General features: G+C 56.8%; 23 protein-coding genes. 20 read left to right on the top strand and 3 right to left on the bottom strand.

Going from position 1 to position 25,300, the window contains the following annotated elements; translation table 11 throughout:
- The 8 genes from FY156_18130 to FY156_18095 all read left to right on the top strand — a co-directional run bounded on the left by FY156_18130 (position 1) and on the right by FY156_18095 (position 9,095).
- The gene (locus tag FY156_18130) at positions 1-1,008 is read left to right on the top strand and encodes a Gfo/Idh/MocA family oxidoreductase (protein ID UXS03477.1); all 1,008 of its coding nucleotides are present in this window, start codon (positions 1-3) and stop codon (positions 1,006-1,008) included.
- 44 nt (positions 1,009-1,052) lie between these two features.
- Positions 1,053-2,186: an FAD-binding oxidoreductase gene (locus FY156_18125; protein ID UXS03476.1), complete on the top strand. Its 1,134-nt coding sequence runs from the start codon at positions 1,053-1,055 to the stop codon at positions 2,184-2,186.
- 142 nt (positions 2,187-2,328) lie between these two features.
- Positions 2,329-3,261: a MarR family transcriptional regulator gene (locus tag FY156_18120; protein UXS03475.1), complete on the top strand. Its 933-nt coding sequence runs from the start codon at positions 2,329-2,331 to the stop codon at positions 3,259-3,261.
- Between the two features lie 135 nt (positions 3,262-3,396).
- Complete coding sequence (locus FY156_18115) at positions 3,397-4,908, top strand: alpha-N-arabinofuranosidase (protein ID UXS03474.1); 1,512 nt, start codon at positions 3,397-3,399, stop codon at positions 4,906-4,908.
- Positions 4,909-4,916: 8 nt separating this feature from the next.
- Positions 4,917-5,987 carry a sn-glycerol-3-phosphate ABC transporter ATP-binding protein UgpC gene (ugpC, locus tag FY156_18110; protein ID UXS03473.1) on the top strand — a complete coding sequence of 357 codons (1,071 nt, stop codon included), beginning with the start codon at positions 4,917-4,919 and terminating at the stop codon, positions 5,985-5,987.
- A gap of 68 nt (positions 5,988-6,055) precedes the next feature.
- Entirely contained in the window at positions 6,056-7,324 is a 1,269-nt protein-coding gene (locus FY156_18105; protein UXS03472.1) for an extracellular solute-binding protein, read from the top strand.
- A 65-nt stretch (positions 7,325-7,389) separates the two neighbouring features.
- Positions 7,390-8,268 (top strand): sugar ABC transporter permease, encoded by an 879-nt coding sequence (locus FY156_18100; GenBank protein UXS05140.1) that lies wholly within the window; start codon positions 7,390-7,392, stop codon positions 8,266-8,268.
- On the top strand, positions 8,265-9,095 hold the full coding sequence (locus FY156_18095; GenBank protein ID UXS03471.1) for a carbohydrate ABC transporter permease: 831 nt from the start codon (positions 8,265-8,267) through the stop codon (positions 9,093-9,095). The genes FY156_18100 and FY156_18095 overlap by 4 nt, the downstream gene beginning before the upstream one ends.
- On the opposite strand, the gene FY156_18090 is transcribed toward FY156_18095, so the two are convergent.
- Together FY156_18090 and FY156_18085 are read right to left on the bottom strand one after the other, a co-directional pair.
- Complete coding sequence (locus tag FY156_18090; GenBank protein ID UXS03470.1) at positions 9,085-9,264, bottom strand: hypothetical protein; 180 nt, start codon at positions 9,262-9,264, stop codon at positions 9,085-9,087. The two genes, FY156_18095 and FY156_18090, sit on opposite strands and share 11 nt — an antisense overlap.
- A 7-nt stretch (positions 9,265-9,271) precedes the next feature.
- Entirely contained in the window at positions 9,272-9,412 is a 141-nt protein-coding gene (locus FY156_18085) for a DUF1127 domain-containing protein (protein UXS03469.1), read from the bottom strand.
- A gap of 302 nt (positions 9,413-9,714) precedes the next feature.
- Between FY156_18085 and FY156_18080 the strand changes: the two genes are divergently transcribed.
- The 11 genes from FY156_18080 to FY156_18030 all read left to right on the top strand — a co-directional run bounded on the left by FY156_18080 (position 9,715) and on the right by FY156_18030 (position 22,019).
- Positions 9,715-10,896, top strand: coding sequence for an ABC transporter substrate-binding protein (locus FY156_18080; protein ID UXS03468.1), 1,182 nt, complete (start codon positions 9,715-9,717; stop codon positions 10,894-10,896).
- A gap of 21 nt (positions 10,897-10,917) precedes the next feature.
- Positions 10,918-11,790 carry a branched-chain amino acid ABC transporter permease gene (locus FY156_18075; GenBank protein ID UXS03467.1) on the top strand — a complete coding sequence of 291 codons (873 nt, stop codon included), beginning with the start codon at positions 10,918-10,920 and terminating at the stop codon, positions 11,788-11,790.
- A 42-nt stretch (positions 11,791-11,832) separates the two neighbouring features.
- Positions 11,833-12,819: a branched-chain amino acid ABC transporter permease gene (locus FY156_18070; GenBank protein UXS03466.1), complete on the top strand. Its 987-nt coding sequence runs from the start codon at positions 11,833-11,835 to the stop codon at positions 12,817-12,819.
- On the top strand, positions 12,816-13,589 hold the full coding sequence (locus FY156_18065) for an ABC transporter ATP-binding protein (protein ID UXS03465.1): 774 nt from the start codon (positions 12,816-12,818) through the stop codon (positions 13,587-13,589). Before FY156_18070 ends, FY156_18065 begins: the two co-directional genes overlap by 4 nt.
- Positions 13,579-14,322, top strand: coding sequence for an ABC transporter ATP-binding protein (locus FY156_18060; protein ID UXS03464.1), 744 nt, complete (start codon positions 13,579-13,581; stop codon positions 14,320-14,322). Before FY156_18065 ends, FY156_18060 begins: the two co-directional genes overlap by 11 nt.
- A 41-nt stretch (positions 14,323-14,363) precedes the next feature.
- Entirely contained in the window at positions 14,364-15,572 is a 1,209-nt protein-coding gene (locus FY156_18055; GenBank protein ID UXS03463.1) for an aspartate transaminase, read from the top strand.
- Positions 15,573-15,647: 75 nt separating this feature from the next.
- A complete protein-coding gene (gene nac / locus FY156_18050; protein ID UXS03462.1) occupies positions 15,648-16,586 on the top strand; it encodes a nitrogen assimilation transcriptional regulator in 939 nt (312 codons plus the stop codon).
- A gap of 150 nt (positions 16,587-16,736) precedes the next feature.
- Positions 16,737-18,800, top strand: coding sequence for a hydantoinase/oxoprolinase family protein (locus tag FY156_18045; protein ID UXS03461.1), 2,064 nt, complete (start codon positions 16,737-16,739; stop codon positions 18,798-18,800).
- Positions 18,801-18,810: 10 nt separating this feature from the next.
- Positions 18,811-20,487 (top strand): hydantoinase B/oxoprolinase family protein, encoded by a 1,677-nt coding sequence (locus FY156_18040; GenBank protein UXS03460.1) that lies wholly within the window; start codon positions 18,811-18,813, stop codon positions 20,485-20,487.
- Between the two features lie 9 nt (positions 20,488-20,496).
- Entirely contained in the window at positions 20,497-21,309 is an 813-nt protein-coding gene (locus FY156_18035; protein UXS03459.1) for an SDR family oxidoreductase, read from the top strand.
- The gene (locus FY156_18030; protein UXS03458.1) at positions 21,309-22,019 is read left to right on the top strand and encodes a 2,4-dihydroxyhept-2-ene-1,7-dioic acid aldolase; all 711 of its coding nucleotides are present in this window, start codon (positions 21,309-21,311) and stop codon (positions 22,017-22,019) included. Before FY156_18035 ends, FY156_18030 begins: the two co-directional genes overlap by 1 nt.
- A gap of 9 nt (positions 22,020-22,028) precedes the next feature.
- Here FY156_18030 and FY156_18025 read toward each other — a convergent pair whose 3' ends face one another.
- Positions 22,029-23,951 carry a GAF domain-containing protein gene (locus FY156_18025; GenBank protein ID UXS03457.1) on the bottom strand — a complete coding sequence of 641 codons (1,923 nt, stop codon included), beginning with the start codon at positions 23,949-23,951 and terminating at the stop codon, positions 22,029-22,031.
- A gap of 117 nt (positions 23,952-24,068) precedes the next feature.
- Here FY156_18025 and FY156_18020 point away from each other — a divergent pair, with 117 nt between their 5' ends.
- On the top strand, positions 24,069-25,292 hold the full coding sequence (locus tag FY156_18020; protein ID UXS03456.1) for an MFS transporter: 1,224 nt from the start codon (positions 24,069-24,071) through the stop codon (positions 25,290-25,292).
- The last annotated feature ends 8 nt before the right edge of the window (positions 25,293-25,300 follow it).

Below are 25,300 nucleotides of genomic sequence, written 5' to 3'. Positions count from 1 at the left end.
ATGACAAAGACAATCAGATGGGGTGTGCTTGGCTGTGCAGGGATTGCGGTCAAGGCCGTTATCCCGGCCATTCAATCCAGTCGTCTTGGCAGGGTCACAGCGATTGCGTCGCGTGACCTGACCAAGGCCGAGGAAACCGCGGCATCTTTCGGGATTGCCAAGCCCTATGGCAGCTACGAGGCGTTGCTCGCCGATCCAGAGGTGGATGCCATTTATAATCCGCTCCCCAATCACCTTCACGTGCCCATGACCCTCAAGGCGCTGGAGCGTGGCAAACCTGTGCTTTGCGAAAAGCCGATCGCACTCAATGCAGAAGAAGCCGCGGTGTTGGCAAAAGCGCAGGCCAAGGCGCAGCTTCCTGTCGCTGAAGCGTTTATGGTGCGTCACCATCCGCAGTGGAAACGGGCAAAAGCTCTCATTGCGGAAGGGCGCATCGGAGAGTTCAGGGCGATGCAGACGATCTTTTCCTATTATCTCGATGATCCAGCGAATGTCCGAAATCAGGCATCCATTGGCGGCGGTGGGTTGTTCGACGTCGGTTGTTACGCCATCAATACAGCGCGTTTTCTGTTTGATGCCGAACCGTTGCGCGCCATCGCCTTGATGGAACGTGATCCGGTGTTCGGTACAGATAGGCTGACGAGCGGGCTGATGGAGTTTCCGGGGGCGCGCCAGCTTGTTTTCACCTGCGCGACGCAACTGGCGCTGACCCAGAAAGTGACGATCCTCGGGACCCGCGGCCGTATCGAGATAAAGGTGCCGTTCAACGCCCCGGCAGATGAGGTGACGGTGATCGCGAGTGATGACGGGCGTGACCTCTCCGGCGGCGGACGCGAGGAGATCATAATCGATCCCGTCGACCAGTATCGCGAACAGGTCGATGCCTTCGCATCTGCCATCTTGACAGGAACGCCGCTTTCCGACGGCCTCGACGACGCTGTCGCCAACATGAAGGCGATAGACGCGCTGATGCGTTCGACGACGAGCGGACGCTGGGAAAGCCCCTGATCATTCTTACCGATCTTGACGAACAACCATCGAAAGACACGATAATGAGCGACACCATCATCACTTCAGCCATCATCATCGGCGCCGGCATCTTTGGCGTTTCCACCGGTTTGCAGCTCGCCCGTCGCGGCGTGAAGGTCACCATCGTCAATGATGGTCCACCGGCAAACGGTGCATCTGGCCGTTCACTCTCCTGGTTGAACTCCGCCAGAATGCGCTCCGAGCCTTATCATCTCTTGCGGATGGCAGGGATCGATCGTTATCGCACGCTTGCTGCCCGTCATCAGGATGCGGACTGGCTGCGTTTCGAAGGTGGCCTCACCTGGGATGCAGAAGGCGAAGGCAACGGCATAGAACGCGCCTTCGCATATGAAACCTCGATCGGCTATGACGCCAGGCACCTGTCGTCCCAGGCTGTTGCAAACTCGACGCCAGGTGTTGATACGCGGGCGGTGACGGCGCCGGGGGCGATCTTTAATCCTGGCGAAGGCTGGGTCGATCTGCCGCGACTGATCGGTCATCTTCTGGAGGAATTTTCCGCTCTTGGCGGCGTGCTCATCACTGATCAGGGAAAGGCGAGCGTCATAGTCGAGGAAGGGCGTGCCGTTGGCGTGGTGACAACGTCGGACAGCCGGTTCAGCGCGGATGTGGTTGTTCTGGCGACAGGGCCTGACGTGCCAAAAATGGCGGCGGAATCAGGTTTGACAATCGGCGACGATACCCCGATTGCCCTTCTGGTACAGACAAAGCCGCTCGACCACCCCCTTGCGGCGGTGTTGAACACGCCACGTGTTGCCGTGCGGCCAGCGCCAGGCGGGACGTTTTCGATTGATGCGGATTGGGCTGCCGATGAAGGGGTCAAGATCAAGGCAGATGGAAGTCACGAGATCGACCATTCGGTCGTCGAGGCCTTGCTCAAGGAAGCGTCCAAGGTGCTTGAAGGCAATCCGGAGCTCGAGGTGGCGTCCATCGGTGTTGGTGGCAAGCCCATCCCGGGCGACGGTGAGCCGGTCGTTGGGGCGCTGAAACGTATCCCTGGTTATTATGTTGCCTTCAGTCACAGCGGTGCGACGCTTGGCCTGATCATTGGTGAATTGCTGGCCTATGAAATCGCCACCGGTAAAGAACACCCCATGCTGGCCACCTTCCGGCCGGAACGTTTCGAGCAGCGCGCTTAAGCGCACGACGCTCTACGACCCGGAGAGGCTGCACGTCTCTCCGGTCTTCCCTGCCGCCGCAGCGAAATTCTACGACAAAAGACATCTACATATTCATCGGAAAAACTGATATAGATCCCATAATCTGATGTTGGGAGCTATAATGAGTTCGAAATTCTTGGTGATTGATCCTCGCAAGGATCTGGGGGCATTGAAGGGGATTTTTGCTCTTCCACGCATTCAGCTTTTGCAGGAAATCGCAAACCATCCCGGCATCAACGTCAATGAACTTGCCGAAGTTTCCGAGCTTCCGCAATCATCCGTCTCATCCCACCTCAAGATACTGGAAGAGGCCGGTCTTATTCGTACCGAATCGAGACGGGCAAAAAAGGGAAATCAGAAGGTCTGTTTTGCTGTCTATGACGAATTGATCGTGACGCTGCAGCCTGCTCCCGAAGCAATCCGCGACAATGTCATCGAAGTTTCAATGCCGCTTGGGCTTTACACCAGCAACGCAGTAACCGCACCTTGCGGCATTTGTTCGACGGATGGGATCATCGGCCTCCTCGACGTTCCGGAAACCTACATGGACCCGGAGCGCATGAAAACCAGCCTGTTGTGGTTCACCAGCGGGTTTGTTGAATACCAGTTTCCCAATAATGCCAAGCTTCGCGGGGAGTTGATCGAATCCGTTGATGTCGTGATGGAGGTCAGTTCGGAGGTGCCCGGGACGCTTGCGAACTGGCCTTCCGACATCGTCTTGTCGATCAACGGTGTTGAAATCGGTGTGTGGACATCTCCAGGCGATTTCGGAGATCGTCGCGGCACCTACACCCCTGCATGGTGGAAGCTCCAGGGGTCCCAATACGGCATGCTCAAGACCTGGTCCGTCGGACCTGGCGGCACTTTTGTCGATGGGCACAATATTTCCGATGTCAGAGCAAGTGATCTCGGGCTCAATGAGCACAGGTCAGTGCGTTTGCGTGTGGAAGTCAAGGCAGACAGCAAGCATCCAGGCGGCATTAACATCTTCGGCCGCGGTTTCGGCAACTATGATCAGGATATTCTCCTTCGCCTAAAAACCCTCAGCGAATGACGATGACGGGACGCCTCATGCGCCCGCTTCGCAGTGCAGCACAATATCCCCATTGACAACGCGTCCGCCTCTGTCGAAGTATATCGAAAATTACGATGCATATCGTAATTATTGATTGTTATGGAGGAGACATTCATGAAGGCTCGTATAGCCGTTCATCGCGACTTCAAAATCAGCGACATCGATGAAAGGCTGTATTCGGCCTTCATCGAACACATGGGACGGGCGATCTACGGTGGTATCTATGAGCCTGGCCACCCGCAGGCTGACGCCCAGGGTTTCCGCAAGGATGTTCTGAAATTCGTGCAGGATCTGAAAATCCCCGCCATTCGTTATCCCGGTGGTAATTTCGTATCGGCCTACCGCTGGGAAGACGGTATCGGTCCGCGCGAGAACCGTCCTGTTCGTCTCGATCTTGCCTGGCGTTCGAAGGAGACCAACCAAATCGGCATCAACGAGTTTGCCGACTGGTCCAAAATGGCCGGCATCGAAATGATGCTTGCGGTCAATCTCGGTTCGCGCGGACTGGAAGACGCCCGCAATTTCCTTGAATATGTCAACTTCCCGGGCGGTACGACATGGAGTGATCTGCGTCACTCGCATGGCAAGCCGAATGGCCATGATGTCAAGATGTGGTGCCTGGGCAATGAGATGGATGGTCCCTGGCAGATCGGTCACAAGGTCGCAACCGAATATGGCCGGTTGGCCAATGAGACCGCAAAGGCCTTCAAGGGCTTCGACAAGGACATTGAGGCGATCGTCTGCGGCAGCTCCAACGACGGAATGGCGACCTATCCCGAGTGGGAACGCGAGGTTCTCGAGGAGTGCTACGAGAACGTCGACTACATCTCGCTGCACAAATATTTCGGTAACAAGAGCAAGGATACGCTGAACTACTTCGGCAAGATCGAGGAAACCGGCCGATACATTCAGACGATTGCCGGTGCGATCGACTACGTGAAGGCGAAGAAACGAGCCAAGAACGATGTCTATATCTGCTTTGACGAGTGGAACGTCTGGTATCACATTCGCGACGAGGACAGCCATCGCTGGCGCACCTGGGACTGGCCGGAAGCCCCGGCACTTCTCGAGGAAACCTACAATTTCGAAGATGCGCTGTTTGTTGCGGGTCTCCTCAATGAATTCATCCGTCGCTCGGACCGTGTTCGTATTGCCTGCATCGCGCAGCTCGTGAACGTCATTGCCCCAATCCGTGCTGAAAAGAATGGCCCCGCGTGGCGCCAGACGATTTACCATCCCTATCGCTTTGCTTCGATCTATGGCCGCGGTCAGGCTTTGAACGTTGCCGTTGATGCACCGACCTACGATTGCAGCGTTGCCGACGACGTCTGCTACCTCGATGTTTCCGCCGTCTACAACAGGGACGAGGGCATGTTGACGTTGTTCGTCGTCAACCGTCACCTGACAGAGAAGGCCGAGCTTGACGTCGGGTTGACCGGCTTTTCCGATCTCTCTCTTGCGGAGCACCATGCGATGGAGGGCTACGGTCTGAACGAGACCAACGGTCCTGACCGGCCAGATCATGTAGTTCCAAAGGCTGGTTCGGGAGTTGGTGTGGAAGACGGCAAGCTCAAGGGCGCAATTGCACCGCTTTCCTACCACGTCTTCCGTCTCAAGCTGAATTGAGGCCTGGCATGGGCATCACACTCAGCAATGTCAAAAAGAGCTTCGGCGCGGTGGATGTCATTCATGACGTGAGCATGGAAATACCCACTGGTGACTTCGCAGTCTTTGTCGGGCCCTCTGGCTGTGGAAAATCCACGCTTTTGCGCATGATTGCAGGCCTGGAAGACACAACGGCGGGCAAGATCACCATCGAGGGCAGGGATGTTACGGACGTGGAGCCAGCCAAGCGCGAGGTCGCGATGGTGTTCCAGTCCTACGCACTCTACCCGCACCTGACAGTCTTCGAAAACATGGCCTTTTCCCTGAGACTGAAGAAGACGGCCAAGACGAAGGTCGATGAGATGGTGAATGAGGCAGCGCGCATCCTTCACCTCGAAGATCACCTCAAAAAACGGCCATCCGAACTTTCGGGTGGCCAGCGCCAGCGCGTCGCGATCGGACGGGCGATCGTCCGACAGCCAAAGGTGTTCCTGTTCGATGAGCCGCTGTCCAATCTTGATGCTGAGCTGCGCGTGCAGATGCGGCTCGAATTGGCCAAGCTTCACAAGCAGATCGGCGCGACGATGATCTATGTCACGCACGACCAGGTGGAGGCGATGACCTTGGCGGACCGGATATTCGTCCTCAAAGGCGGGGTGGTGCAGCAGGCTGGCAAACCCCTGCAGCTTTACGACAATCCCGACAACCAGTTCGTCGGCGGTTTTATCGGATCACCCGCGATGAACTTCCTGTCCGGCAGGGTGCTTGGCCGTGCGGACGGCAGTTTGCGGATTGGTATCGATGGAACAGACAGGGAGCTTACAGCTGAGATCACCAACGATGTCGGTGATGGAACCCGCGTCAGGATCGGGCTTCGGCCGGAACACCTTCATACGGTGGAAAACGGTATTCCTGTAACCGTCGACATGGAGGAGGACCTCGGTGGTGTCTCCTACCTGCATACGCGCCTTGCAGACGGACGGCCAATTGTCGTCGAGACGCGCGGGCGCCGCGATAGCCTCGACGGCCAGACAATCTCTCTTGGCGTGGCACCCGGTGACATCCTTGTTTTCGCAGAGGACGGGCAACGGCTTCGCTGAGCGTCGCAGTGAATTGGTTCAACCGCCACCGACGGGAGAAGGGTGGCTTTCAGGAGGAGGAAATGGGCATGCGATACAGAAGTCTGCTTGCAGCGACGGCTATGGCGCTGATGGCGATACCGGCAATGGCTCAGGAAAATGTCACATGGTGGGATTTCCTGAGTGGTGGTGACGGTGTGCGTATGAAAGCGCTGATCACGCGCTTTAACGAAGAACATCCAGACATCAAAATCACCGGCACGACGCTGGAGTGGGGCATTCCCTTTTACACCAAGGTTCGCACATCCGTGGCTGTCGGGCAGGGGCCTGATGTGATGACCTACCATCTTTCACGCCTTCCGCTTGGTCTTGAAGAGGGCGTGCTTGATGAGATCACCGACGAAGATCTGAAAAATGCCGGCGTCACGAAGGAGAGTTTCTTCCCGGCGTCTGTCAAGGCGGCTAGCTCCGACGATGGCAAACTGCACGCCATGCCTTTCGATATTCACTCCATCGTCCTCTATTACAACAAGTCCTATCTGGAAGGTTCGAAGTTCCTCGACGCCAATGGCAAGTTGACCGGCATCAATAATCTCAAGGATTTCGAGGAAGCTCTGGCACTCGCCAAGGAGAAGGGTGCTGCCGCGCCGGTGTCATATGCGACCGGCGACGATGGCGGCACTTTCCGTGTGTTCTATACGCTGCTGCGCCAACAGGGCGGTGAGCTGATCACCGGCAAAGAGGTCCTTGCAGGCGATAATCTGGAAAAGGCCGCCAAGGCGATTGAAGTCATGACGACCTGGGCCGACAAGGGATGGCAGCCCGAGCAGGCGGAGTACGAAGCGTCCGTGGCGCTCTTTACGTCTGGGAAGTCTGCCTTTTCGCTGAACGGCGTGTGGGAAGTGCCCACCATGATCGACCTCGCGAAAAAAGGATCGCTCGGATACGAGTGGGGCGCTGTTCAGGTGCCGAACCTGATGGGAACACAAACCACATGGGCGGATTCCCATGCCTTTGCGATCCCGGCAAACAACAAGATGACACCAGAAAAACGTAAGGCCGTCATGACGGTGATCGGCTGGATGGAAAAGAACTCGCTCTCATGGGCCGAGGCCGGCCATATTCCAGCCTACAAGGAAGTCGCGGAGGGCGAAGCATTCAAGAAGATGGAGCCGAATGCGACCTATTCGGCGCTCGCCAATACGGCCTCCTATGATCCTCGCTCACCGATCGCAGGTGTGGCATCGCCCGCCTATGACGCGGCCATCAACATCATCTCGCCCGCCATTCACGGTTATGCCGAGCCGATGGCTGCAGCAGAACAGATCAAGCAGGATCTGCAGGACAAGCTGAAGTAATCCGATGCGAAGGCCGCGCGTTTGAGCGCGGCCTGTCTTTTTTCTGGGAGGTTGGTGACGTGGCAATGCTCACAAACCGGCGCAAGGAAGTTGCCGTGGCTGCGACCCTCGTGGCGCCGTTCGTCGTGACTTTCGCGCTGGTGTTTCTCTACCCGACGATAAGGCTCGTTGAACTGAGCCTGACAAACTCACCCCTGATTGGTCCGGGGGAATGGGTGGGGCTCGATAATTTCAAGCGGCTTTTATCTGACAAGCTGTTTCTGACGTCTTTGAAGAACAACGGATATTTCGTGCTTTTGACGGTTGTGCCGACGACGGCGCTTGCGCTCGGCATCGCCTTGCTGATCACGCGCCTTCGGGGCTCGTTGCAGGCACTGGCACTGGCGATATTCTTTCTGCCTTACATCCTGCCCGTCTCGGTGGTGACGCAGATCTGGATGTGGATGCTCGACTTCCAGTTCGGTGTCCTCCAGCCGGTCATCGCGTTTTTCAACGGCAAACCCGTCCCGGTCTTCAAGAACCCCTATTGGGTAATGCCGACTGTTGCGGCCGTGACAATCTGGTGGACCAACGGCTTTAATGTGCTGCTGTTCATTGCCGGCCTCAGAAACATTTCCAAGGATTATTATGAGGCTGCCGCACTCGACGGTGCGACACGGATACAGAAGTTCACCAGGGTGACCTGGCCGCTATTATGGCCGGTCACGGGCCTCGTTCTGACACTGCAACTGATCCTGCAGTTGAAGATATTCGACCAGGTTTACCTGCTCAGCAGCGGTGGGCCATTCAATTCATCCTATGTCCTGCTGCTGATGGTCTATCGTGAAGCTTTCCAGCTCAATCACGGCGGATACGCCTCTGCGATCGCACTTGTGCTGTTTGTCGTGATTGCCGTGTTTTCAGTGTTGCAGTTCCAGCTTCTGCGTGCCGGAGGGCGTCGATGAAATCCGCAAGGTTGTTTGAAAACTGGGTGCTGACGCTCGGCACGTTCCTGGCCGCGGCGATCTGGATATTCCCGCTCTACTGGGCTTTCATCACGTCTGTCCGTTCGGAAGAGCGGGTTGTCTCGGATGCCGCCGGTGTCATGCCGGACGAATTCAATCTCGGAGCCTATGTCGATATTCTCTGGAATACCAACATCATCAACTGGTACATCAATTCGATCGGTACGGCCGTTATCATCACCGCCACGGTGATTGTCTCGGGAATGATGTGCGCCTACGCAATTTCCCAGCTTCGTTTTCCGGGCCGGCGCATTCTTTATGGTGTCGTGCTGGCAAGCTTCATGGTTCCATCACAGGCGCTTGTGGTGACGCAGTTTATCCTCATCAATGACCTTGGGCTGATCAACACCTGGGCCGGTATCATCCTGCCGCAGCTGATCGTACCTGTCGTCATCATCGTCTACAAACAGTTCTTCGATGCTGTGCCGAAGGAGATGCGCGAGGCGGTGGTGCTGGATGGTGGCGGCGACTACACGCTGCTCTTCAAGGTCTATCTGCCGCTGAACTGGGGTATCACGACGGCGCTCGCGATCATCACCTTCATCATGGCGTGGAACCAGTTCTTCTGGCCTTTCCTCGCCGTGACAAGCGAAAGCAAAATGACCATTCCTGTCGGGATTACCCAGGTGAACGATGCCTTCGGCGTCTTTTACGCACGGCTGATGTCGGTCGCGCTACTGGGCGCTATGCCGGTCGCGATCGCCTATCTGATCTTCCAGAAGAAGGTTACCGAGGCTGTTATGATTTCCTCAGGCGTCAAAGGATAAGAGACAACAATCTCTTGAAGCCATTGGCGCAGCCTGTTTCATAGTAAGGCTGCGTCAGGCTTTTAATGGTGAGCGTTCCAGAAGAGCGCTTGCCATTTTTCGTTTCGAAGATTTCTCTACGAACCGTAGTGGGTGAGCGTGCCGTCATGTCTTGTGCGGCAACGTTCATCTGGCCTTTAGCGGCGGCCTTCGACGGCTGCGCGAAGGTTGTGGCGGGAAACGCCGAGGTCGCTCAGTGCGCGGTCGTCAAGTTCCGACAGTTCGCGAATAGCGCGACGATTTTCCAGGTAGGTCTTCAGTTTTCTGCCGATACGCATCATCTTGTCCATGTGTTTGTGTGATGCGCATTATTTAGTCTTATCGATGCTGAAAATGAATGCATTTGCTTTCACGGCAGGCATGCTTTTGACGCAGGTCGACCTAGGGACACTCCCGATACGACAATTCGCTATAACGAAACGCTATGGCGGCAGAAAGGAGTTGTGTTGGCCAAGCAAGCCTGCATGAACCTACTGTGACATAAGCCGGAATGAAGACTGGCTAAGAAGAACCGCAAAAAGCGGCATTTCGCGCACGGCATGGAGCCGGACGACGTCATCCGAACACACGGAGTGGGAACATGACATACAAGTTTACTCGCAGGATGCTCTGCATCTCGACCGCGATCCTATCTGTCGCCGGTGCTTTTGCAGCTCCGGTTCAGGCTGCAGACACCATCAAGCTTGGAATCGTTGCGCCGATGAGCGGCCCTAACGCCCGCTACGGCGCGTTTTCCATGCATGGTGCCGAACTTGCTGTGAAAGACATCAATGCTGCCGGCGGCGTCAATGGCATGCAGATCGAACTGTTCAATGCCGATAGCCAGGGAACACCTGTAGAAGGCGTTTCGGCGATCCGTCGCCTGATCGATCAGGACGGCGTTGATTTCGTCATCGGCGACGTATCGAGCTCTGTTACCCTTGCCATGCAACCGGTCGCGGAAGATGCGGAAGTCCTCCTCCTGAACGCTGCTTCTTCCAACCCGAAGATCACCTATCAGGCGGGTGTCGGTGGCTTCAAATGGACCTATCGCAACTACCCGACAGATGAGAACCGAGCCCTCGTCATCACCAAATATGCGGCAGAACAGCGTGGTTTCACCAAGTTCTCTGTCCTGTCTGTTGATAGCGACTACGGTCGCTCCGCGATCACCTTCACCAAGAAATATCTGCCCGACTACAAGGGCGAGATCCTGAGCGAAGATTACTACAAGGAAGGCGAAGTCGACTTTCGCAGTGTCCTCGCAAAGATCCGCGACAATGGCGCGCAGGCCATCATCATGTACGGCCTGGCAGACACCACGCCAATCATTGCCCGCCAGATGCTTGAGCTTGGGATGGCCGGTAAGGTCACACTGATCGGCAATGGCGAATTCAATACGGAAAAGACAATCAAGGCCGCGCCGAAGGCGATGGAGGGTGCCGTCGAGGCGGCTGCATGGCTTCCGCAATATGACTCCGCCGCCAGCAAGGCCTTTGTCGAAAAGTTCACAACGACCTATAGCGAAGCCCCGAACAACCACGCTTACGTGCATTGGGACACCGTCAATTTGCTGTCCCAGGCGATCAAGCAGGCCGGAAGCGCCGACAAGGTTGCAGTTCGCGACGCGCTTTCCAAGATCAAATACGAAAGCCCTGTCGGCGAGGTGACCTTTGACGACCACAACCAGGCTCGCTTGCCGATGATCCTCCTGCAGATCGAAAATGGCGTACCGAGTATCAAAGGCGCATACTCGGCGGACATCCAGTATCCTGCCAACTAAGTCGCTGGGAGGAATGAAACTATGCTCTCGACCATTCTCGAGCAGGTCGTAAACGGGATTGTCACCGGTTCCGTCTATGCGATCGTTGCCGTTGGCATGACCATGATCTTTGGCGTGCTGAGGGCCATCAACTTCGCCCATGGCGAATATTACATGCTCGGCACGTTCGGAGCTTGGTTTGCGATCGACTATCTTGGTCTGTCGTACGAAGCGTCGATCGTCGTTGGCGTCCTTGCGACGATCGTCGTTGCTTATGTCGTTGGCCAGTTGGTCATGCGGCGCATGGTTGGCGCACCTCCGGAATCGGGGGTGCTTGCCACCCTCGGCATCGCGCTGATCCTGCAGAACACGGTGATCTTCGTGTTCGGTGGCGGCTACAAGTTCTTCTCCGGCGGCTACATCGAGCCAATCTCGATCCTCGGTTTCAGCCTTGCGCAACAACGCATTCTCATTCTCATCGTCTGTATCATGGTCTTCATCGGCCTCGAACTCATGGTGACCTATAGCCGTCTCGGAATGGCGATGCGGGCCGTGTCGCAGAACGTTGAATGTTGCGGGGTTGTCGGTATCGATGTGCCGCAGGTCGTCTTGCGCACCTTCATTCTCGGTGCCGCACTTGCAGCACTTTCCGGTGTGCTGACAGCACCTGTCAATGTCAGTGTCTACGGCGGCATGGGCGAACTCATCACCTTCAAGACGCTTCCGATCATCATCATGGGCGGTCTTGGAAACGTTCGCGGCACGTTGTTTGCCGCCATGATCCTCGGCATCGCCGAAAGCCTTGTCGCGACCTATATCGGCCTGCAATTCAGAGACACCGTTGGTTTTGCAACGCTGATCCTGATGCTGATGTGGCGTCCGCACGGTCTTTTCTCGACGCAGGCGCGCTTCTGATAGCCGCGCCCGCCGCATGTACTCGAACTTTGAGGACTAGACATGTCACTCACAGACACAGCAGGCAAGCTGCGCCGGCGCGATCTTCGTATCCCGCTTGCCCTTCTCCTGGTCGTTCTGGCCCTCGTGTTTCCCTTCATCGGAACACGATACGTCACGCACGCTCTTATTATCGCGTTGATCTTCATGCTTCCCGCGCATGGTCTTAACCTGCTGGTTGGCTATACGGGTCTTCTTTCGCTTGCTCAGGCGGCATTCTTCGGCATCGGGGCCTACACGGCAGGCTTGCTCGCTGTCCATTTCGAAACACCGTTCTACGTCAATCTGATTGCCGCAGGTGTCGTCTCCGGCGCCCTTGCTCTCCCGCTTGGCATCCCGGCTTTGCGCCTCCGCTCGACCTCTTTCGTCATGTGTACGCTTGGATTTGTCATCATCGGTCAGGCAATTTCGAAGAACTGGGTATCGCTCACGCGTGGCGACATGGGTCTGTCCGGTATTCCGAAGCCCTACTTTGAGCTCGGCCCGTGGTCGTTCACCGTCAGCGGCACGACGAACTTCTATTACCTCGCTCTGGCAATCGGTGTTCTGGCAACGCTTGCTGCGTGGGCACTTGTCCGCTCGCCGGCAGGGCGCAACATGGTGGCGATCCGTGAAAACGAAACGCTGGCTGAATCTCTCGGAGTGCCCACCTGGCGCTACAAACTGATCGTCTTCATGATCAGTGCTGTCTTTGCCGGTGTCGGCGGTTGCCTCTATGCCTATTACCTTACGGTCGTCAGCCCGTTGACCTTCCAGATGTACTACTCCACCACCATGCTGATCATCGTGCTCGGTGGAGGTGCCGGAATGATCTCAGGTACGGTGTTCGGCAGCCTCTTGTTCGTCGGATTGACCGAGGCTCTTCGCATTACCCCTGAGTTGCGCATGATTGCCTATGGCGGTTGCCTTCTGGTTCTCGTGTTCTGGTTCAAGAATGGCTGTGCGCCGCTCATCAACCGCTTCTGGAACATGATCGGAGGTGCAAAATGACCAGTCACCTGCCGATCCTCGAAATCCGCAATCTCTGCAAATCCTATGGCGCAATCCGCGCGGTCAACGATGTCTCTATCCATATCAACCGGGGTGAGATTGCCGGTCTGATCGGACCGAACGGCTCGGGAAAATCGACATTCTTCGACTGCAGCTCGGGCCTTGCCCGGCCTGATTCCGGTACGGTCATTCTCGATGGCCAGGATATCACCGGTTGGTCGCTCAACCGGATTGCCCGCGAGGGGCGCATGTTGCGCTCCTTCCAGAAGACGGTGACATTCAAGTCGCTCGATGTGGAAGAAAATCTGATCATCGCCGGCCAGATGTTTACGTTTCCCACTCTTGCTTCGACCTTCGGGCTTGGCAAGCTATCGAAAAGCCGTATCGACGGACTGCGGGAACGTGCACGGGAACTAATCAGGATGGCAGGCCTTTGGGACGTCCGTCACCAGCCGGCCGGCAATCTGTCGGGCGGTCAGCAGAAGCTCATCCAGTTTGCCTCGATGTTGATGCCTGAGCCGAAACTCATCCTGCTGGACGAGCCGATGGCGGGCATCAATCCGAAGATTATCGAGCGCGTCGTCGACACGATCCTCTATGCCAACAAGTCGCTGGGCGTCAGCTTCCTCGTCATCGAACACAATATCGATGTGGTGACGAGCATTTGTCAGCGGGTGATTGTCCTCGATCAGGGCACGAAGCTTGTCGAGGGGGCACCACACGACATCATTCAGGACCAGCGTGTCAGGGAGGCCTATCTTGGTGGCTAACTCCAATCTCCTCATCCGTGACCTGCGTGCAGGCTACGGCAACCTCGATATTCTGAACGGCGTCGATCTCGATATTCCGGCAGGCCAGTTCGTTGCCTTGATGGGTCCGAATGGCGCCGGGAAATCGACGCTTCTCAAAACCCTCTATGGAATGACGACCGTCAAGGGGGGCGGCATTGACTGGCGCGGCAAGGATATCGCAGGTGCAAAGTCTCGTGCCATCCTGGGGGAGGGTATGTCCTTCGTTCCCCAGGGACGTTGTAATTTCCCCGTGATGACCGTCGATGAAAACCTGCAGATGGCGGCCTATACGATCCGTGATGCCAAGGTGAAGGCGGATCGTGACTACGTCTATGATCTTTTCCCGATCCTGAAGACCCGTCGCTCCACGCTTGCCGGCAACATGTCGGGTGGCGAGCAGCAGCTTCTGGAAGTGGCGATGGCCGTTCTCCAGCGGCCGAAGGTCCTGCTCGTCGATGAGCCATCGGTGGGCCTGTCACCGGCAGCAATCGGGATCGTTTTTGACGAATTGCTGCGGCTGCATGCGGATGGCATGACGATCCTTTTGGTCGAGCAGAACACGAAGAAGGCGATGGAAGTCGCTGAACGCGCTGTCATTCTGCGCCTCGGCAAGGTGATCTGGGATGGCCTTCCCAAAGACATCACCCACGATGAACTCGGCGAATTGTTCCTGACCGGAAAAATGCGCGGTGAAACCGAAGCTGTCCACTGACGCTTCGTAACTCCCTGACCAACAAGACTAAGGAAGTTCCAATGAGCACATTCGTGCCTGCAACACGCGTGTCCAGGATAAAAGTATCGCCCAGTACGGCGGCTGCAGCACGCGCCCGGGAATTGAAGGCCGCTGGCCGAGATATCGTTGATCTCACGGTTGGAGAGCCGGACTTCGATACCCCGGAAAACGTCAAGGCCGCAGCGCACGCCGCAATCGATCGCGGTGAGACGAAATATACCGCGGTCAACGGAACGCCGGCGCTGCGCAAGGCAATCATCGGTGATTTTGCGCGCCGTCTTGGCGTGACCTACGCCGACAACGAGATTTGTGTTGGTGGAGGTGCCAAGCAGATCCTGTTTCTAGCCCTGATGGCGAGTGTCGAAAACGATGCTGAAGTTATCATCCCGGCGCCCTACTGGGTGTCTTATCCTGACATGGTCATCGCCAATGAAGGTAAGCCTGTCATCGTCGAGTGCCCGCAGGACAAGGGTTTCAAGCTGACGCCGGAAGCGCTCGAAATGGCAATTACGCCGAAAACGCTCTGGCTCATCCTCAACGCACCCTCCAATCCGACGGGGGCTGCCTATACCAGACGTGAACTTGAGGCGCTCGGTGCGGTGTTGTTGCGCCACCCCCACGTCTTTGTGCTTTGCGACGACATCTACGATCAGGTCTGGTTCAAGGATGAGCCGATGACGACACTTGTGGCGGCTGTGCCTGCGCTCAAGGACCGTGTGCTTCTGGCGAACGGTGTCTCCAAATCCTACGCCATGACGGGCTGGCGTATCGGCTACGCAGCAGGACCGGCGCCACTCGTTGCTGCCATCAACAAACTTCAGTCACAAATGTCATCTTGCCCCTCATCCATCAGTCAGGCGGCAGCCGCACATGCCTTGTCCGACGACCAGCGGTTTATTGCTGAGAGCACCGATGTCTACAAGGAAAGGCGCGATTATGCCTGCGCCAAGCTCAACGCTATTCCTGGCCTTTCCTGCGCCGTGCCAGATGGAGCATTCTATCTCTATCCAAACTGCAGCGGCGTCATTGGGAAAAAGACACCGGATGGCAAGGTGATCGAGAACGATCTCGATTTCGTCCTCTACCTTCTCGATGGCGTCGGCGTTGCCGCACTGCAAGGGGCAGCTTATGGGCTCTCTCCGCATTTCCGCCTGTCATTTGCAACCTCCATGGAGGTTATTCAGGAGGCTTGCAGCCGTATCGAGCGGGCTGTGACGCAACTCCAGTAGTTGCTGCTACGCCGGCAGGAGGCCTTGCAATTTGCGTCCTGCTGGCCTTAGGTTCCGGCCAAAGGCTTGGGAACCATGAGTGTCGATTTCAAAAAACTGAAAAGCTTCGTCAAGATCGTCGATACCGGTAGCGTATCGAGAGCGGCAAGTCTGTTGCGTATTGCCCAACCGGCTCTGTCGCAACAGATCGCCTCTCTTGAAGCCCATTTTCGCCACCAGCTTCTGATCCGTAGCAATGTCGGTATTACGCCGACAGAAGCAGGCATGATCCTTTATCGCCACGCACAGATCATGCTGCGTCAGATCGACCAGGCACAGACCGACATCGAACAATCGGCCAAATCGGTCGCAGGGCGCGTATCGATCGGGCTTGCCACCTATTCGTCGTCGAGTGCTCTCTCCCTGCCGATCCTCAAGGAAATCCGCGCGAAGTACCCGCAGATCATCGTCCACATCAACGACAGTTTCGGTCATATCCTGAGCGAGCTCGTGATGACCGGCAAGATGGACATGGCGCTGATCTATACGTCCAACCCGATCAAAGGCGTGACGCTGCAGCCGCTGTTCCGCGAAGAAATGTTCCTGGTGTCTCCGGCCGACATGGAGCTTCCAGCTGAGGCCGGACAGCCGCTTCCACTCTCTGCGCTGAATGGTCACCCCCTGCTGTTGCCCAGCAAGAACCACTTTCTGCGCCGGTTGATTGACGATGCCCTGAACCGGGCCCGATCCGTTCCCGATGTGCTGTCGGAAATCGAATCCATTCCGGCACTTGGTGCTGCGGTGCTCGATGGTCTCGGCTCGACGATCCTGCCGGCCTCTGTGGTCTCGGAAACTTCCAGCTTTGCAGGTGCGCAGGTTCGGCCTCTGACAACGCCGGTGATCGACGCGACTGTTTCACTCTGCGTCTCGGATCATCTGCCGCTTTCAGAACCCGCTCTGGCAGCGCGCTCCATCCTTGTCGAAATCGTCGGCAAACTGCTTGGCAGCCATCATCCGGGCATACGCTCAATCTGACTTCGTCATAAGCAAACCATATGGCGGCAGACCGTAGTTGTGTTGGCCAATCCAGCCAGCCGTCGCCTAACCTCATGACAGACAAAGGGTCGCAACAGATCGGCCCCTTCACAGCGGGATAGCCGCTGGTCACGTCGCACTGAGGGAAACATGGCAAAACTTGCTTTCGACACCGGCGGTACCTTTACCGATTTCGCGCTCCTGGACGACAAGGGCGATCTTCACCTGCACAAGGTCTTGAGCACCCCGAAAAATCCGGCCGAAGCCGTTGTTCAGGGTGTTTCCGAACTGCTGGAAAAATTTGCGGACACCATTTCGATCGAGAACCTCCAGGTGCTTGGTGCAACAACCGTGGTCACCAACGCAGTCCTTGAGCGGAAGGGTGTGGAAACCGGTTTCGTCACCACGGATGGCTTTCAGGACATGCTGCGCATCCGTAACGAAGGCCGTTACGACCTCTACGACCTCAACATCAAATACCCCGATCCCCTGGTGTCGCGTGCCAACAGCTATGGTGCGAGAGAGCGTATTGCCGCCGACGGATCGGTCATGACCGAACTCAAGGAAGAGACAGTTCGCGATATCGCCGGACGATTGAAGGAAAAAGGTATCCGCTCAGTGGCCGTGTGCCTCTTGCACGCCTACAAGTACCCACAGCACGAACAGCGCGTTGCCGCGTTGCTTCGCGAAGAATATCCCGACGTATTCGTTTCGCTGTCTTCTGAAGTGTGCCCGGAAATGCGGGAGTTCGACCGTGCGTCGACCACTGTGGTAAACGCCTATACCCGCCCGCAAATGGCGGGTCACGTGGCGCATCTGCAGCGCGAATTCTCGGCCAAGGGGATCGATCGCCAGGTCCTGTGGATGACCTCGTCGGGTGGTCTCGTACCGAGCCGTCGCGCCGCTGAATTGCCGGTGCGTCTGATTGAATCAGGTCCTGCGGCCGGCGCGGTCGCTGCTGCGGAATTTGGACGGACCGCCGGTGAAAACAGTGTTCTTTCGTTCGATATGGGTGGAACAACCGCCAAGCTTTGCCTGATCCCGAATGGTGAGCCGAATGTCGGGACGGACCTGGAGGTCGCCCACTACCAGCGTTTCCGCAAGGGCTCTGGCTTCCCTCTGAAAATTCAGTCAATCCAGATGATCGAGATTGGTGCTGGCGGCGGTTCCATCGCCGCCAAGAACCCGCTTGGTCTGCTTGACGTCGGTCCACATTCTGCCGGTGCCATGCCAGGACCTGCGGCCTACCAGCGTGGCGGCACCCAGCCGACCGTGACCGACGCGGATATCCTTCTTGGCTACATGGGAACGGGCTCCTTCGTTGGCGGTTCATTCAAGGTCTCCAAGGATGCCGCACGCGATGCCATGGCCAAACTCGCGACATCGCTCGACGTTTCTATCGAACGATGCGCCTGGGGCATCCACGATCTCGTCAATGAATCGATGAGCAAGGCTGCGGCCATGCATGCGACCGACCTTGGCGTTGATCCACGGTCCCTGCCTATGGTTGCCTTCGGTGGAGCAGGTCCGGTTCACGCCTACGGCATCGCTCGCAAGCTCGGCATCAATCGCATCATCTGCCCGACAGGCGCAGGCGTCAGCTCGGCAATCGGTCTGCTGATTGCACCGGTCGCAGTCGATCTCTCCGCAAGTCATCCGATGGGACTTGAGAGCTGGGATATCGATGCCATGAACCGCCTGCTCGACGACCTCGCCGCACAGGGTGCGGAAGTTGTGTCTGCTGCAGGCGTGCCGAAGGACACAATCACCAACCGTTATACCGTCGACATGCGCCATGTCGGTCAGGGCCACGAAATCACGGTTGTCCTGCCGGATCGCTCCTTGCCGAAGGAGACGTTCCTTCAGGAACTGCGTGATGCCTTTTTCAAGCTTTACCGCGAGCTCTTCGGCCGTACGGTTGCGGCGCCCCTTGAAGTCATCACTTGGCGCCTGCGCGCCAGTGGCGACAAGGATCAGGTCACGCGCCCGCATGAAACCGTGGTTGCCGATGCCCGTAAGGGAAGCCGGCAGGTGTTTTTCCAGGAAGCCGGTGGCTACGTGGAGACATCGGTCTACGATCACTACAAGCTTCCCGTCGGCGAGGCTGTGAAGGGGCCTGCAATCGTCGAACAGCGCGAATCGACCGCAGTGGTCGGCCCAAGTGGCGTCTTCCATGTGGACGCCCATGGCAATCTCGTCATCAACATTCTCTGAGGGCTCTACGATGTCGAAACCCGCTACCGATTTCAACGACCCGATCAATCTGCAGGTCATGTGGAATCGCCTGATTTTCATCGCTGATCAGGCAGATAACGTTCTCGGAAAAACCGCCTTTTCGCCGATTGTTCGGGAAAACCACGACTATGTAACGGTGCTTCTGGATGCCAAGGGCCAAGCGCTCGCGCAGTGCACCTGGTCCATACCGGTATTCATCACCTCCCTTCCGGCTGCGGCCCAGAAGTATTTTCTGCCGAAATTCCCGGCGGAAAAGCTGGTGGAGGGCGATGTCCTGGCGACCAACGACCCGGAAATCGGCACGGGTCACCTGCCAGACGTCACAATGATCACCCCGATCTTCAAGAACGGCAAGGTTGTCGCCTATGCCGGCTCCATCGCCCACCTGCCTGATATTGGTGGTGCGCCGCTGCATTCGGAAGCAAGCGACATTTTCGCAGAAGGTATCCGCTTCCCAATCGTCAAATTGTTGAACGCGGGCGTGCCGAACGAGGACGTTTTCGACATCATCGAAGCATCGGTCCGCCTTCCAACCGAAGTTCGCGGCGATCTGGAATCGATGATTGCTGCCAACAATGTCATGGGGCGAGAGCTCGTCAAATTCCTCGATGAATACGGCTTGGACGATGTTGAAGGACTGGCTGAGGCAATCCATTCTCGCTCGGAAGCGCAGACCCGTAACGCGATCCGTGAGTGGCCAAATGGCACCTATAGCGCCGAGGTTCTGCTTGATGGCTACGATGTCGACGTGACCCTGAGGGCATCTGTCATCGTCAAGGATGACTCGGTCCATGTGGATTATACCGGGACATCGGATCAGGTCCTGCATTCGATCAATTGCCGCACCAACTATCGCTATGCGCATTCTGTCTATGCGCTGAAGTGCCTTCTTGATCCTGAGACCCCCAACAATGAAGGCTGCATCATTCCGATCACCGATGAAGCGCCACTCGGATCGATCCTCAATCCGCAGCAATGGACGGCAGGCAATTCGCGCAACCTGATCGGTCACGTCATTCCCTCATTGATCTTCAAGGCTCTTGAAGGTGTTGTGCCCGACAAGGTGATGGGGGACAGCGGTGGAGCTCCGATCTGGGCCGCAAACTGCGTCGGCCAGAGGAACGACGGTTCTCAATATGGTTCGGTGCAGAATTTCCACGGCGGGCAGGGCGCACGCGCGGAATTCGACGGGCTCGACACGTTGAGCTTCCCGTCAAACTGCAAGGTTACTGCGATCGAAATGTTCGAAGTTGCTGTTCCGGCGCTCACCGAATGCAAGGAACTGATCGCCGATTCCGGCGGTGCGGGCAAATATCGCGGTGGCCTCGGCCAGCGGGTCATCCTGCGCAATCTCGGCAAGAACCCGATGAATATCTACCTTGCCTCCGAACGTGTTCGCCATGCCTGCTTCGGTGTCGTCGAAGGTCAGAGCGGATCGGCCGGCAAGGTCCTCAAGGAAGGCAAACCGCATTTCCCCAAGGGCAAGGTTGTCCTGAAAACCGGTGAAACGCTGGAAGTCGAAACGCCCGGCGGCGGCGGCTGGGGCCGTGCGTCCGAGCGCGCTCAAGAGCTCATAACGCACGATCTGTCGGAAAATCTGGTTACGGCGAAGGCAGCCAAGGATATCTATGGCTATACCGGATCAACGGCAGTTGCAGCGGAGTAGGGGAGAGACATGGGACTTCTTGAAGGAAAGATCGCATTGGTCACGGGCGCGGGGTCGGGCATTGGCCGCGAGACCGCACTGCTTCTGGCCAGAGACGGCGCGACCGTCGTCCTGACGGGTCGTCGCCTGGAGCCGCTTCGTGATGTTGCAAGCCTGATCGAAAAGGCAAAAGGGCGGGCATTTGCCCGCGCTTTGAATATCGAAGAGCGCGATGACATCATCGAAACGGTGAAGTGGATCAAGGACGGTATTGGTCCTGTTGACATCCTCGTCAACAATGCCGGGAGCGCCAGCAAGGTGCTGAATGCACGTTTTCTCAGCGAGGAAGAGTGGAACTCTACCCTCAATGTCAACCTGACAGCCGTGTTCAACCTGACCCAGGCGGTTCTTCCAGACATGATCGCCAGAGGTGATGGCACCGTTATCACCGTGTCGTCACTCGCCGCGGTTAATCCCAATCTCTTAGGGGGAGCCGCTTACGGGGCGGCCAAGGCAGGCGTGAAGAACTTCATGACGTTCCTGCACAACACCTATCGCAATCAGGGCATTCGCGCGACCACCATTTTGCCTGGCGAAACCAACACGCCCATCATGGATAACCGTGCCCGCCCGCCACTTGAGGAGGAGCGTGCGGTGATGATGGATCCGATTGACGTCGCACGTGCCATCGCGCTCTGCGCAAGCCTCAACAAGAGCGCCGTCATCCCGGAGCTCCATATCTGCCCGACTTACATGCGCGATACGTCCGCTGACATCGAGATTGCACGCTGGGTGGGAGCGCCTGCTGATACTCCGGATCTGCCGGAACATAGGAGGAAGTGATGAACGGAACGAAGCTGCGCGCTCGGCTTTTGGCCGGCGAGGCTGTCACCATGTACAACACGCATCATGTTTCATCAGGTCTCGCCGGGCGCCTGATCGAACTTGGCGGTGACTGCGTCTTCGTCGATTGCGAACATGGCACCTGGAGTTTTGAAGATGTCCGGGAAACCGGCCAGATCGTTCGCTCCGTCGGCGGCGCTGCAATCGTGCGCCCCCATTCTCACGAACGGCCGGTGATTATCCGTTATCTGAACGCCGGTGCTGACGGCATCATGGTGCCGATGATCGACAATGCCGATCAGGCACGTGCGGTTGTCGATGCCGTGCGTTACGCGCTGCCGGCCGATTACGAAAAACGCCTTGTTGTTGCAATGATCGAGACGGCTGATGCCATCGACCGGCTGGAAGATATGCTGAAGGTCGAAGGCATCGATGTGTTTTTCATCGGGCCTGGCGACCTCTCGCAGGACATGGGCTATCCGCCTGCGCCGCCGTTCGGCGAACCGCGCCCGGACGTAGTGATGGAGAAGGTTGCCGTTGCCGTGGAGAAAATACGTGCAGCAGGCAAGATTGCCGGCACATTGGTAACGGCTGACGAACTGCCCTATTGGCTCGAGAAGGGGGTGCAGTATTTTTACATTCACACAGACCCATTCCTGCGCCGCGGTATTGCGAGCGTGAAACAGACGCTTGTCGCGCACCACGCGTGAGCGCCCGTTCTAGCCGTCCGGCTTGCCAGTCGTATAGGTGCGGTAGAGTTGGCTTGCGACGCAGAGCAACGTGTAATCGGCCGCATCGTCAAGATCGCGGCCGGTCAGCTTTTCCACCTTTGCGAGACGCTGATAGAGGGTATTCGGGTGGATACTCAGTGCGTCAGCCGTTTTTGCAGGTGATTTTCCTGCGAGCATATACTGCGTGAACGTCTCGAAGAGAACGAGATGTTTCGGGTCCTGAAGCAGCGGTTGAAGGACCTGCGTCGCGAAATCAAGCACCTCATCGCGATCCTGTCCGCCTAAAAGCATGTCGAGCCCCATCTGCGCATGTTGAAGCAGGCCGGCCTTCCCACGGCGCTGGAGCGCATCTGCAGCCTGTTTTGCCTTGGCTCGCGCCTGGTGATGGTTTGCCACCTCTTCGTAGGGGTTGCTTGCTCCGACGTGAATATCCAGTCGCGATATGGCCTCTGCCATAACCTGACGATTGCGCTCGAGTGCTGCAGAGGTCGGAGCGGAAACAAGGACAACGATCTCATCGTCTTCGTGGAAGATCAGGGCGTTGGAGAGTGTCATCACCTTCTGCAGATCAAGAATTGTCTTCTGGCGGGTAAGGCTGGCATTTGCAGTTGCTTCACCCCCAGGCGTCAATGCGACGAAGATCTGGTTGAACCTGTTCGGTCGGAAGCCATAATTGGCGCGGCGGTCTCTGGTGTCTCCCGCTGAGGAAAGCGTGTCGAAATAGCCTTTTTTCCGGACATTCATGGCATCGATCCGGGACATGTCGCGAACAAAGTCGAGGGCGACGAAGGCGGCAAGAGTTCCAAAGAGTGCGCGCCGGAAGGCGGTGTCGACGGAGCCATCATAACGAAAGTGCCCGACGCTGACCTCTGCAACCTCTACGGCTTGTCGCACGACATCACCGTCTTCATTCCAGCCAGATGAACGATGATCCTGGCCGAGCACGTTCTCGAATATGAATTCGGCGTGGTAAAGTCTGGATACGGCCTCAAGCTGCTCGCTCTGGCTGCTGCCGGTCGAGAAGATGCGCAACAGGCTCTCATGCAGATCAACTGCGCGATCGAGCTCGCTATTCTTGTCGGCAAGATCGCTGCGCATCTGTTCGAGCCGGCGGGATGCGGCAAGGGTGTTCTGATAGGTCAATGAACGCTGATATGCGACGGCCACCTGGCTCGCCAGAAGTTCGAGAATGGTCTGATCGAACAACGAGAAGGCCCCGTCAGGCGAAAAGGACAGCGTGGTCAATGTTCCAAGACGCCGTCCCTCTGCCATCACGGGCACACAGAGCAGGGCATTGGCAATATTGGACCGCTCCATGAAGGATTGGCTTTCGGGCCGCATGACCCTGTGAGCATCAATGATGTTCTGCCGTCCGTTATGGATGGCAGGCTGACCGGTCGAAAACACCTCGCCTGATACGGATTCGTTCGGTTGAAGCCGATAATGCGCGTAATCCTCCGGCAGTCCGTCATAGGAGACGGGAATGAGAAGGCCAGTCTTTTCGTCAAAAAGTCTGAACACGCCGGCGTCCGAATGCGGTAGGACGTTCATGACTTCGCGCAAAACGTTATGGACGATCTCGTTGTCATCGAGAGAGTTGATGACTGCCGCATTGACCGAGCCTAGCTTCTCGATGGTGCGGGACTGTAGTGCGATGATCGAGGCCTCGACCGATCGCAACACCAGATCAGCCACACTTTGCCGATCATCGCCCCGAATGCGGAATTCGCTCTGGTGGGCCGTGAAATGCGAATGATCGACGATAAGCTGCAGGCTGTCATCATCGCTGACGATCGTGTGACCAATCTCGCCTGTCGATCCAGCTGGTGCGATCTGCCGGTCCTCCCAACTGACAATGCCAGACTGGGCCAACTCGCGAAACGCAGAATTCGAAACGAAATCAATCTTCATGTTAGAAACTATGTGGCAATACATATAAAAATTCAATTGAAGATGTGGCAATCACCATATCATTCTTCGGAAGCGGTGCGACAAAAGAGGAAAGTTTAAACAAGGGGAACTTCCGACATGTTTTCAAACATACAACGTCGCCACGTCATCATAGGAATGCTGTTCATATGCTGGGTCGTCGGCTTTATCGACAAGACGGCAATCAACATCGCAATCATCCCGATCAGTGAAGAGTTTGGTCTCAGCCCCGACCATCAGGGCATGATCATCAGCGCCTTCTTTCTCGCCTATTCGATGACACAGCTTATCGGTGGTTATCTGGTAGACCGTTTTGGTGCCCGGCGCGTCCTGAGCTCTGCAGTTGCCGTCTGGTCGTTGGGGACCGCCGTCTCGGGCGCCGTCAGCAATGCTGTTGGGCTGGCAGCCGCACGTGCTGTCACTGGTGCAGGTGAGGCAGTCTTTCCTGCCGGTGGATCCGTAGCCATTACCGAGCACTTCGAAAAATCGCAGATGGCCCGCGCCAAGTCAGTCCTGCAATCGGGTGCCTCCGTGGGATTTGCCGTCGGCTCGATCGTCATAACCGCGCTGATCGCCGCTCATAGCTGGCAAATGATGTTCTATGTCCTCGGCGCAGTAGGACTGCTGCTCTCGGTCGCTCTCTTCTACGTCATGAAACCGACGAACGATCAGCCTGTCGTCAAGGAAAAGGTCGAAAAGGTCTCAGAAAAGAAGCGCATCGGCGCACTGCTCAAGAATTCGCTGACCTGGAAAATCACGCTGGTCTACTTCTTCACCAATATCGTCTTCTGGGGTCTTCAGTCCTGGCTGCCATCTTACTGGGTGAAGGTGAAGGGCATGAGCATGGTGCAGATGGGAGCCTATTCGATGATCCCGCCGGCCCTTGGCTTCATTTCGTTCCTGACCTGCGGCTGGTTGCTCGACCGATTTTTCCACCAGAAGGAAAAATACCTCATCTGCATTGGCTCGGCTGTCTCAGCTGTTTTCATCTACCTCATGGCCAATGAGGAATCCATTCCGCTCGCCTTCGCCTATCTCTCCGTCTCAAACGTCTTCCTGAATGCGATCTCGATCAGCGTCTTCGTCAGCATCATGAAGCATTTTCCGCAAAATACGGTTGGAACCGCGACCGGCCTGATCAACTCGCTTGCACAGCTCGGTTCTTTCGCATCTCCGATGCTGATCGGTGCTGTCCTTTCGGCAACCAACCAGAATTACAGCATCGCGTTTTCCGTGATCGTCGGCTGCGCTGTCATTGTCTGCGCCATCGCCACAACCTTTCCCGCCGTCCACGGCAAAAAGCCTGTCGAACAGACCGCCTGAAGGAATAT

This window comes from Agrobacterium tumefaciens, assembly GCA_025559845.1.
Classification (GTDB): Bacteria; Pseudomonadota; Alphaproteobacteria; order Rhizobiales; family Rhizobiaceae; genus Agrobacterium.
Note: the sequence above shows the minus strand (reverse complement) of the source record. Positions and strands in the feature narration are given on the sequence as shown.

What these genes read in the sequence shown, in the direction of transcription:
- FY156_18130 (UXS03477.1), top strand. Translation starts at nt 1, where the DNA reads ATGACAAAGACAATCAGATGGGGTGTGCTTGGCTGTGCAGGGATTGCG.
- FY156_18125 (UXS03476.1), top strand. Translation starts at nt 1,053, where the DNA reads ATGAGCGACACCATCATCACTTCAGCCATCATCATCGGCGCCGGCATC.
- FY156_18120 (UXS03475.1), top strand. Translation starts at nt 2,329, where the DNA reads ATGAGTTCGAAATTCTTGGTGATTGATCCTCGCAAGGATCTGGGGGCA.
- FY156_18115 (UXS03474.1), top strand. Translation starts at nt 3,397, where the DNA reads ATGAAGGCTCGTATAGCCGTTCATCGCGACTTCAAAATCAGCGACATC.
- ugpC (UXS03473.1), top strand. Translation starts at nt 4,917, where the DNA reads ATGGGCATCACACTCAGCAATGTCAAAAAGAGCTTCGGCGCGGTGGAT.
- FY156_18105 (UXS03472.1), top strand. Translation starts at nt 6,056, where the DNA reads ATGCGATACAGAAGTCTGCTTGCAGCGACGGCTATGGCGCTGATGGCG.
- FY156_18100 (UXS05140.1), top strand. Translation starts at nt 7,390, where the DNA reads ATGCTCACAAACCGGCGCAAGGAAGTTGCCGTGGCTGCGACCCTCGTG.
- FY156_18095 (UXS03471.1), top strand. Translation starts at nt 8,265, where the DNA reads ATGAAATCCGCAAGGTTGTTTGAAAACTGGGTGCTGACGCTCGGCACG.
- FY156_18090 (UXS03470.1), bottom strand. Translation starts at nt 9,264, where the DNA reads ATGAACGTTGCCGCACAAGACATGACGGCACGCTCACCCACTACGGTT.
- FY156_18085 (UXS03469.1), bottom strand. Translation starts at nt 9,412, where the DNA reads ATGCGTATCGGCAGAAAACTGAAGACCTACCTGGAAAATCGTCGCGCT.
- FY156_18080 (UXS03468.1), top strand. Translation starts at nt 9,715, where the DNA reads ATGACATACAAGTTTACTCGCAGGATGCTCTGCATCTCGACCGCGATC.
- FY156_18075 (UXS03467.1), top strand. Translation starts at nt 10,918, where the DNA reads ATGCTCTCGACCATTCTCGAGCAGGTCGTAAACGGGATTGTCACCGGT.
- FY156_18070 (UXS03466.1), top strand. Translation starts at nt 11,833, where the DNA reads ATGTCACTCACAGACACAGCAGGCAAGCTGCGCCGGCGCGATCTTCGT.
- FY156_18065 (UXS03465.1), top strand. Translation starts at nt 12,816, where the DNA reads ATGACCAGTCACCTGCCGATCCTCGAAATCCGCAATCTCTGCAAATCC.
- FY156_18055 (UXS03463.1), top strand. Translation starts at nt 14,364, where the DNA reads ATGAGCACATTCGTGCCTGCAACACGCGTGTCCAGGATAAAAGTATCG.
- nac (UXS03462.1), top strand. Translation starts at nt 15,648, where the DNA reads ATGAGTGTCGATTTCAAAAAACTGAAAAGCTTCGTCAAGATCGTCGAT.
- FY156_18045 (UXS03461.1), top strand. Translation starts at nt 16,737, where the DNA reads ATGGCAAAACTTGCTTTCGACACCGGCGGTACCTTTACCGATTTCGCG.
- FY156_18040 (UXS03460.1), top strand. Translation starts at nt 18,811, where the DNA reads ATGTCGAAACCCGCTACCGATTTCAACGACCCGATCAATCTGCAGGTC.
- FY156_18035 (UXS03459.1), top strand. Translation starts at nt 20,497, where the DNA reads ATGGGACTTCTTGAAGGAAAGATCGCATTGGTCACGGGCGCGGGGTCG.
- FY156_18030 (UXS03458.1), top strand. Translation starts at nt 21,309, where the DNA reads ATGAACGGAACGAAGCTGCGCGCTCGGCTTTTGGCCGGCGAGGCTGTC.
- FY156_18025 (UXS03457.1), bottom strand. Translation starts at nt 23,951, where the DNA reads ATGAAGATTGATTTCGTTTCGAATTCTGCGTTTCGCGAGTTGGCCCAG.
- FY156_18020 (UXS03456.1), top strand. Translation starts at nt 24,069, where the DNA reads ATGTTTTCAAACATACAACGTCGCCACGTCATCATAGGAATGCTGTTC.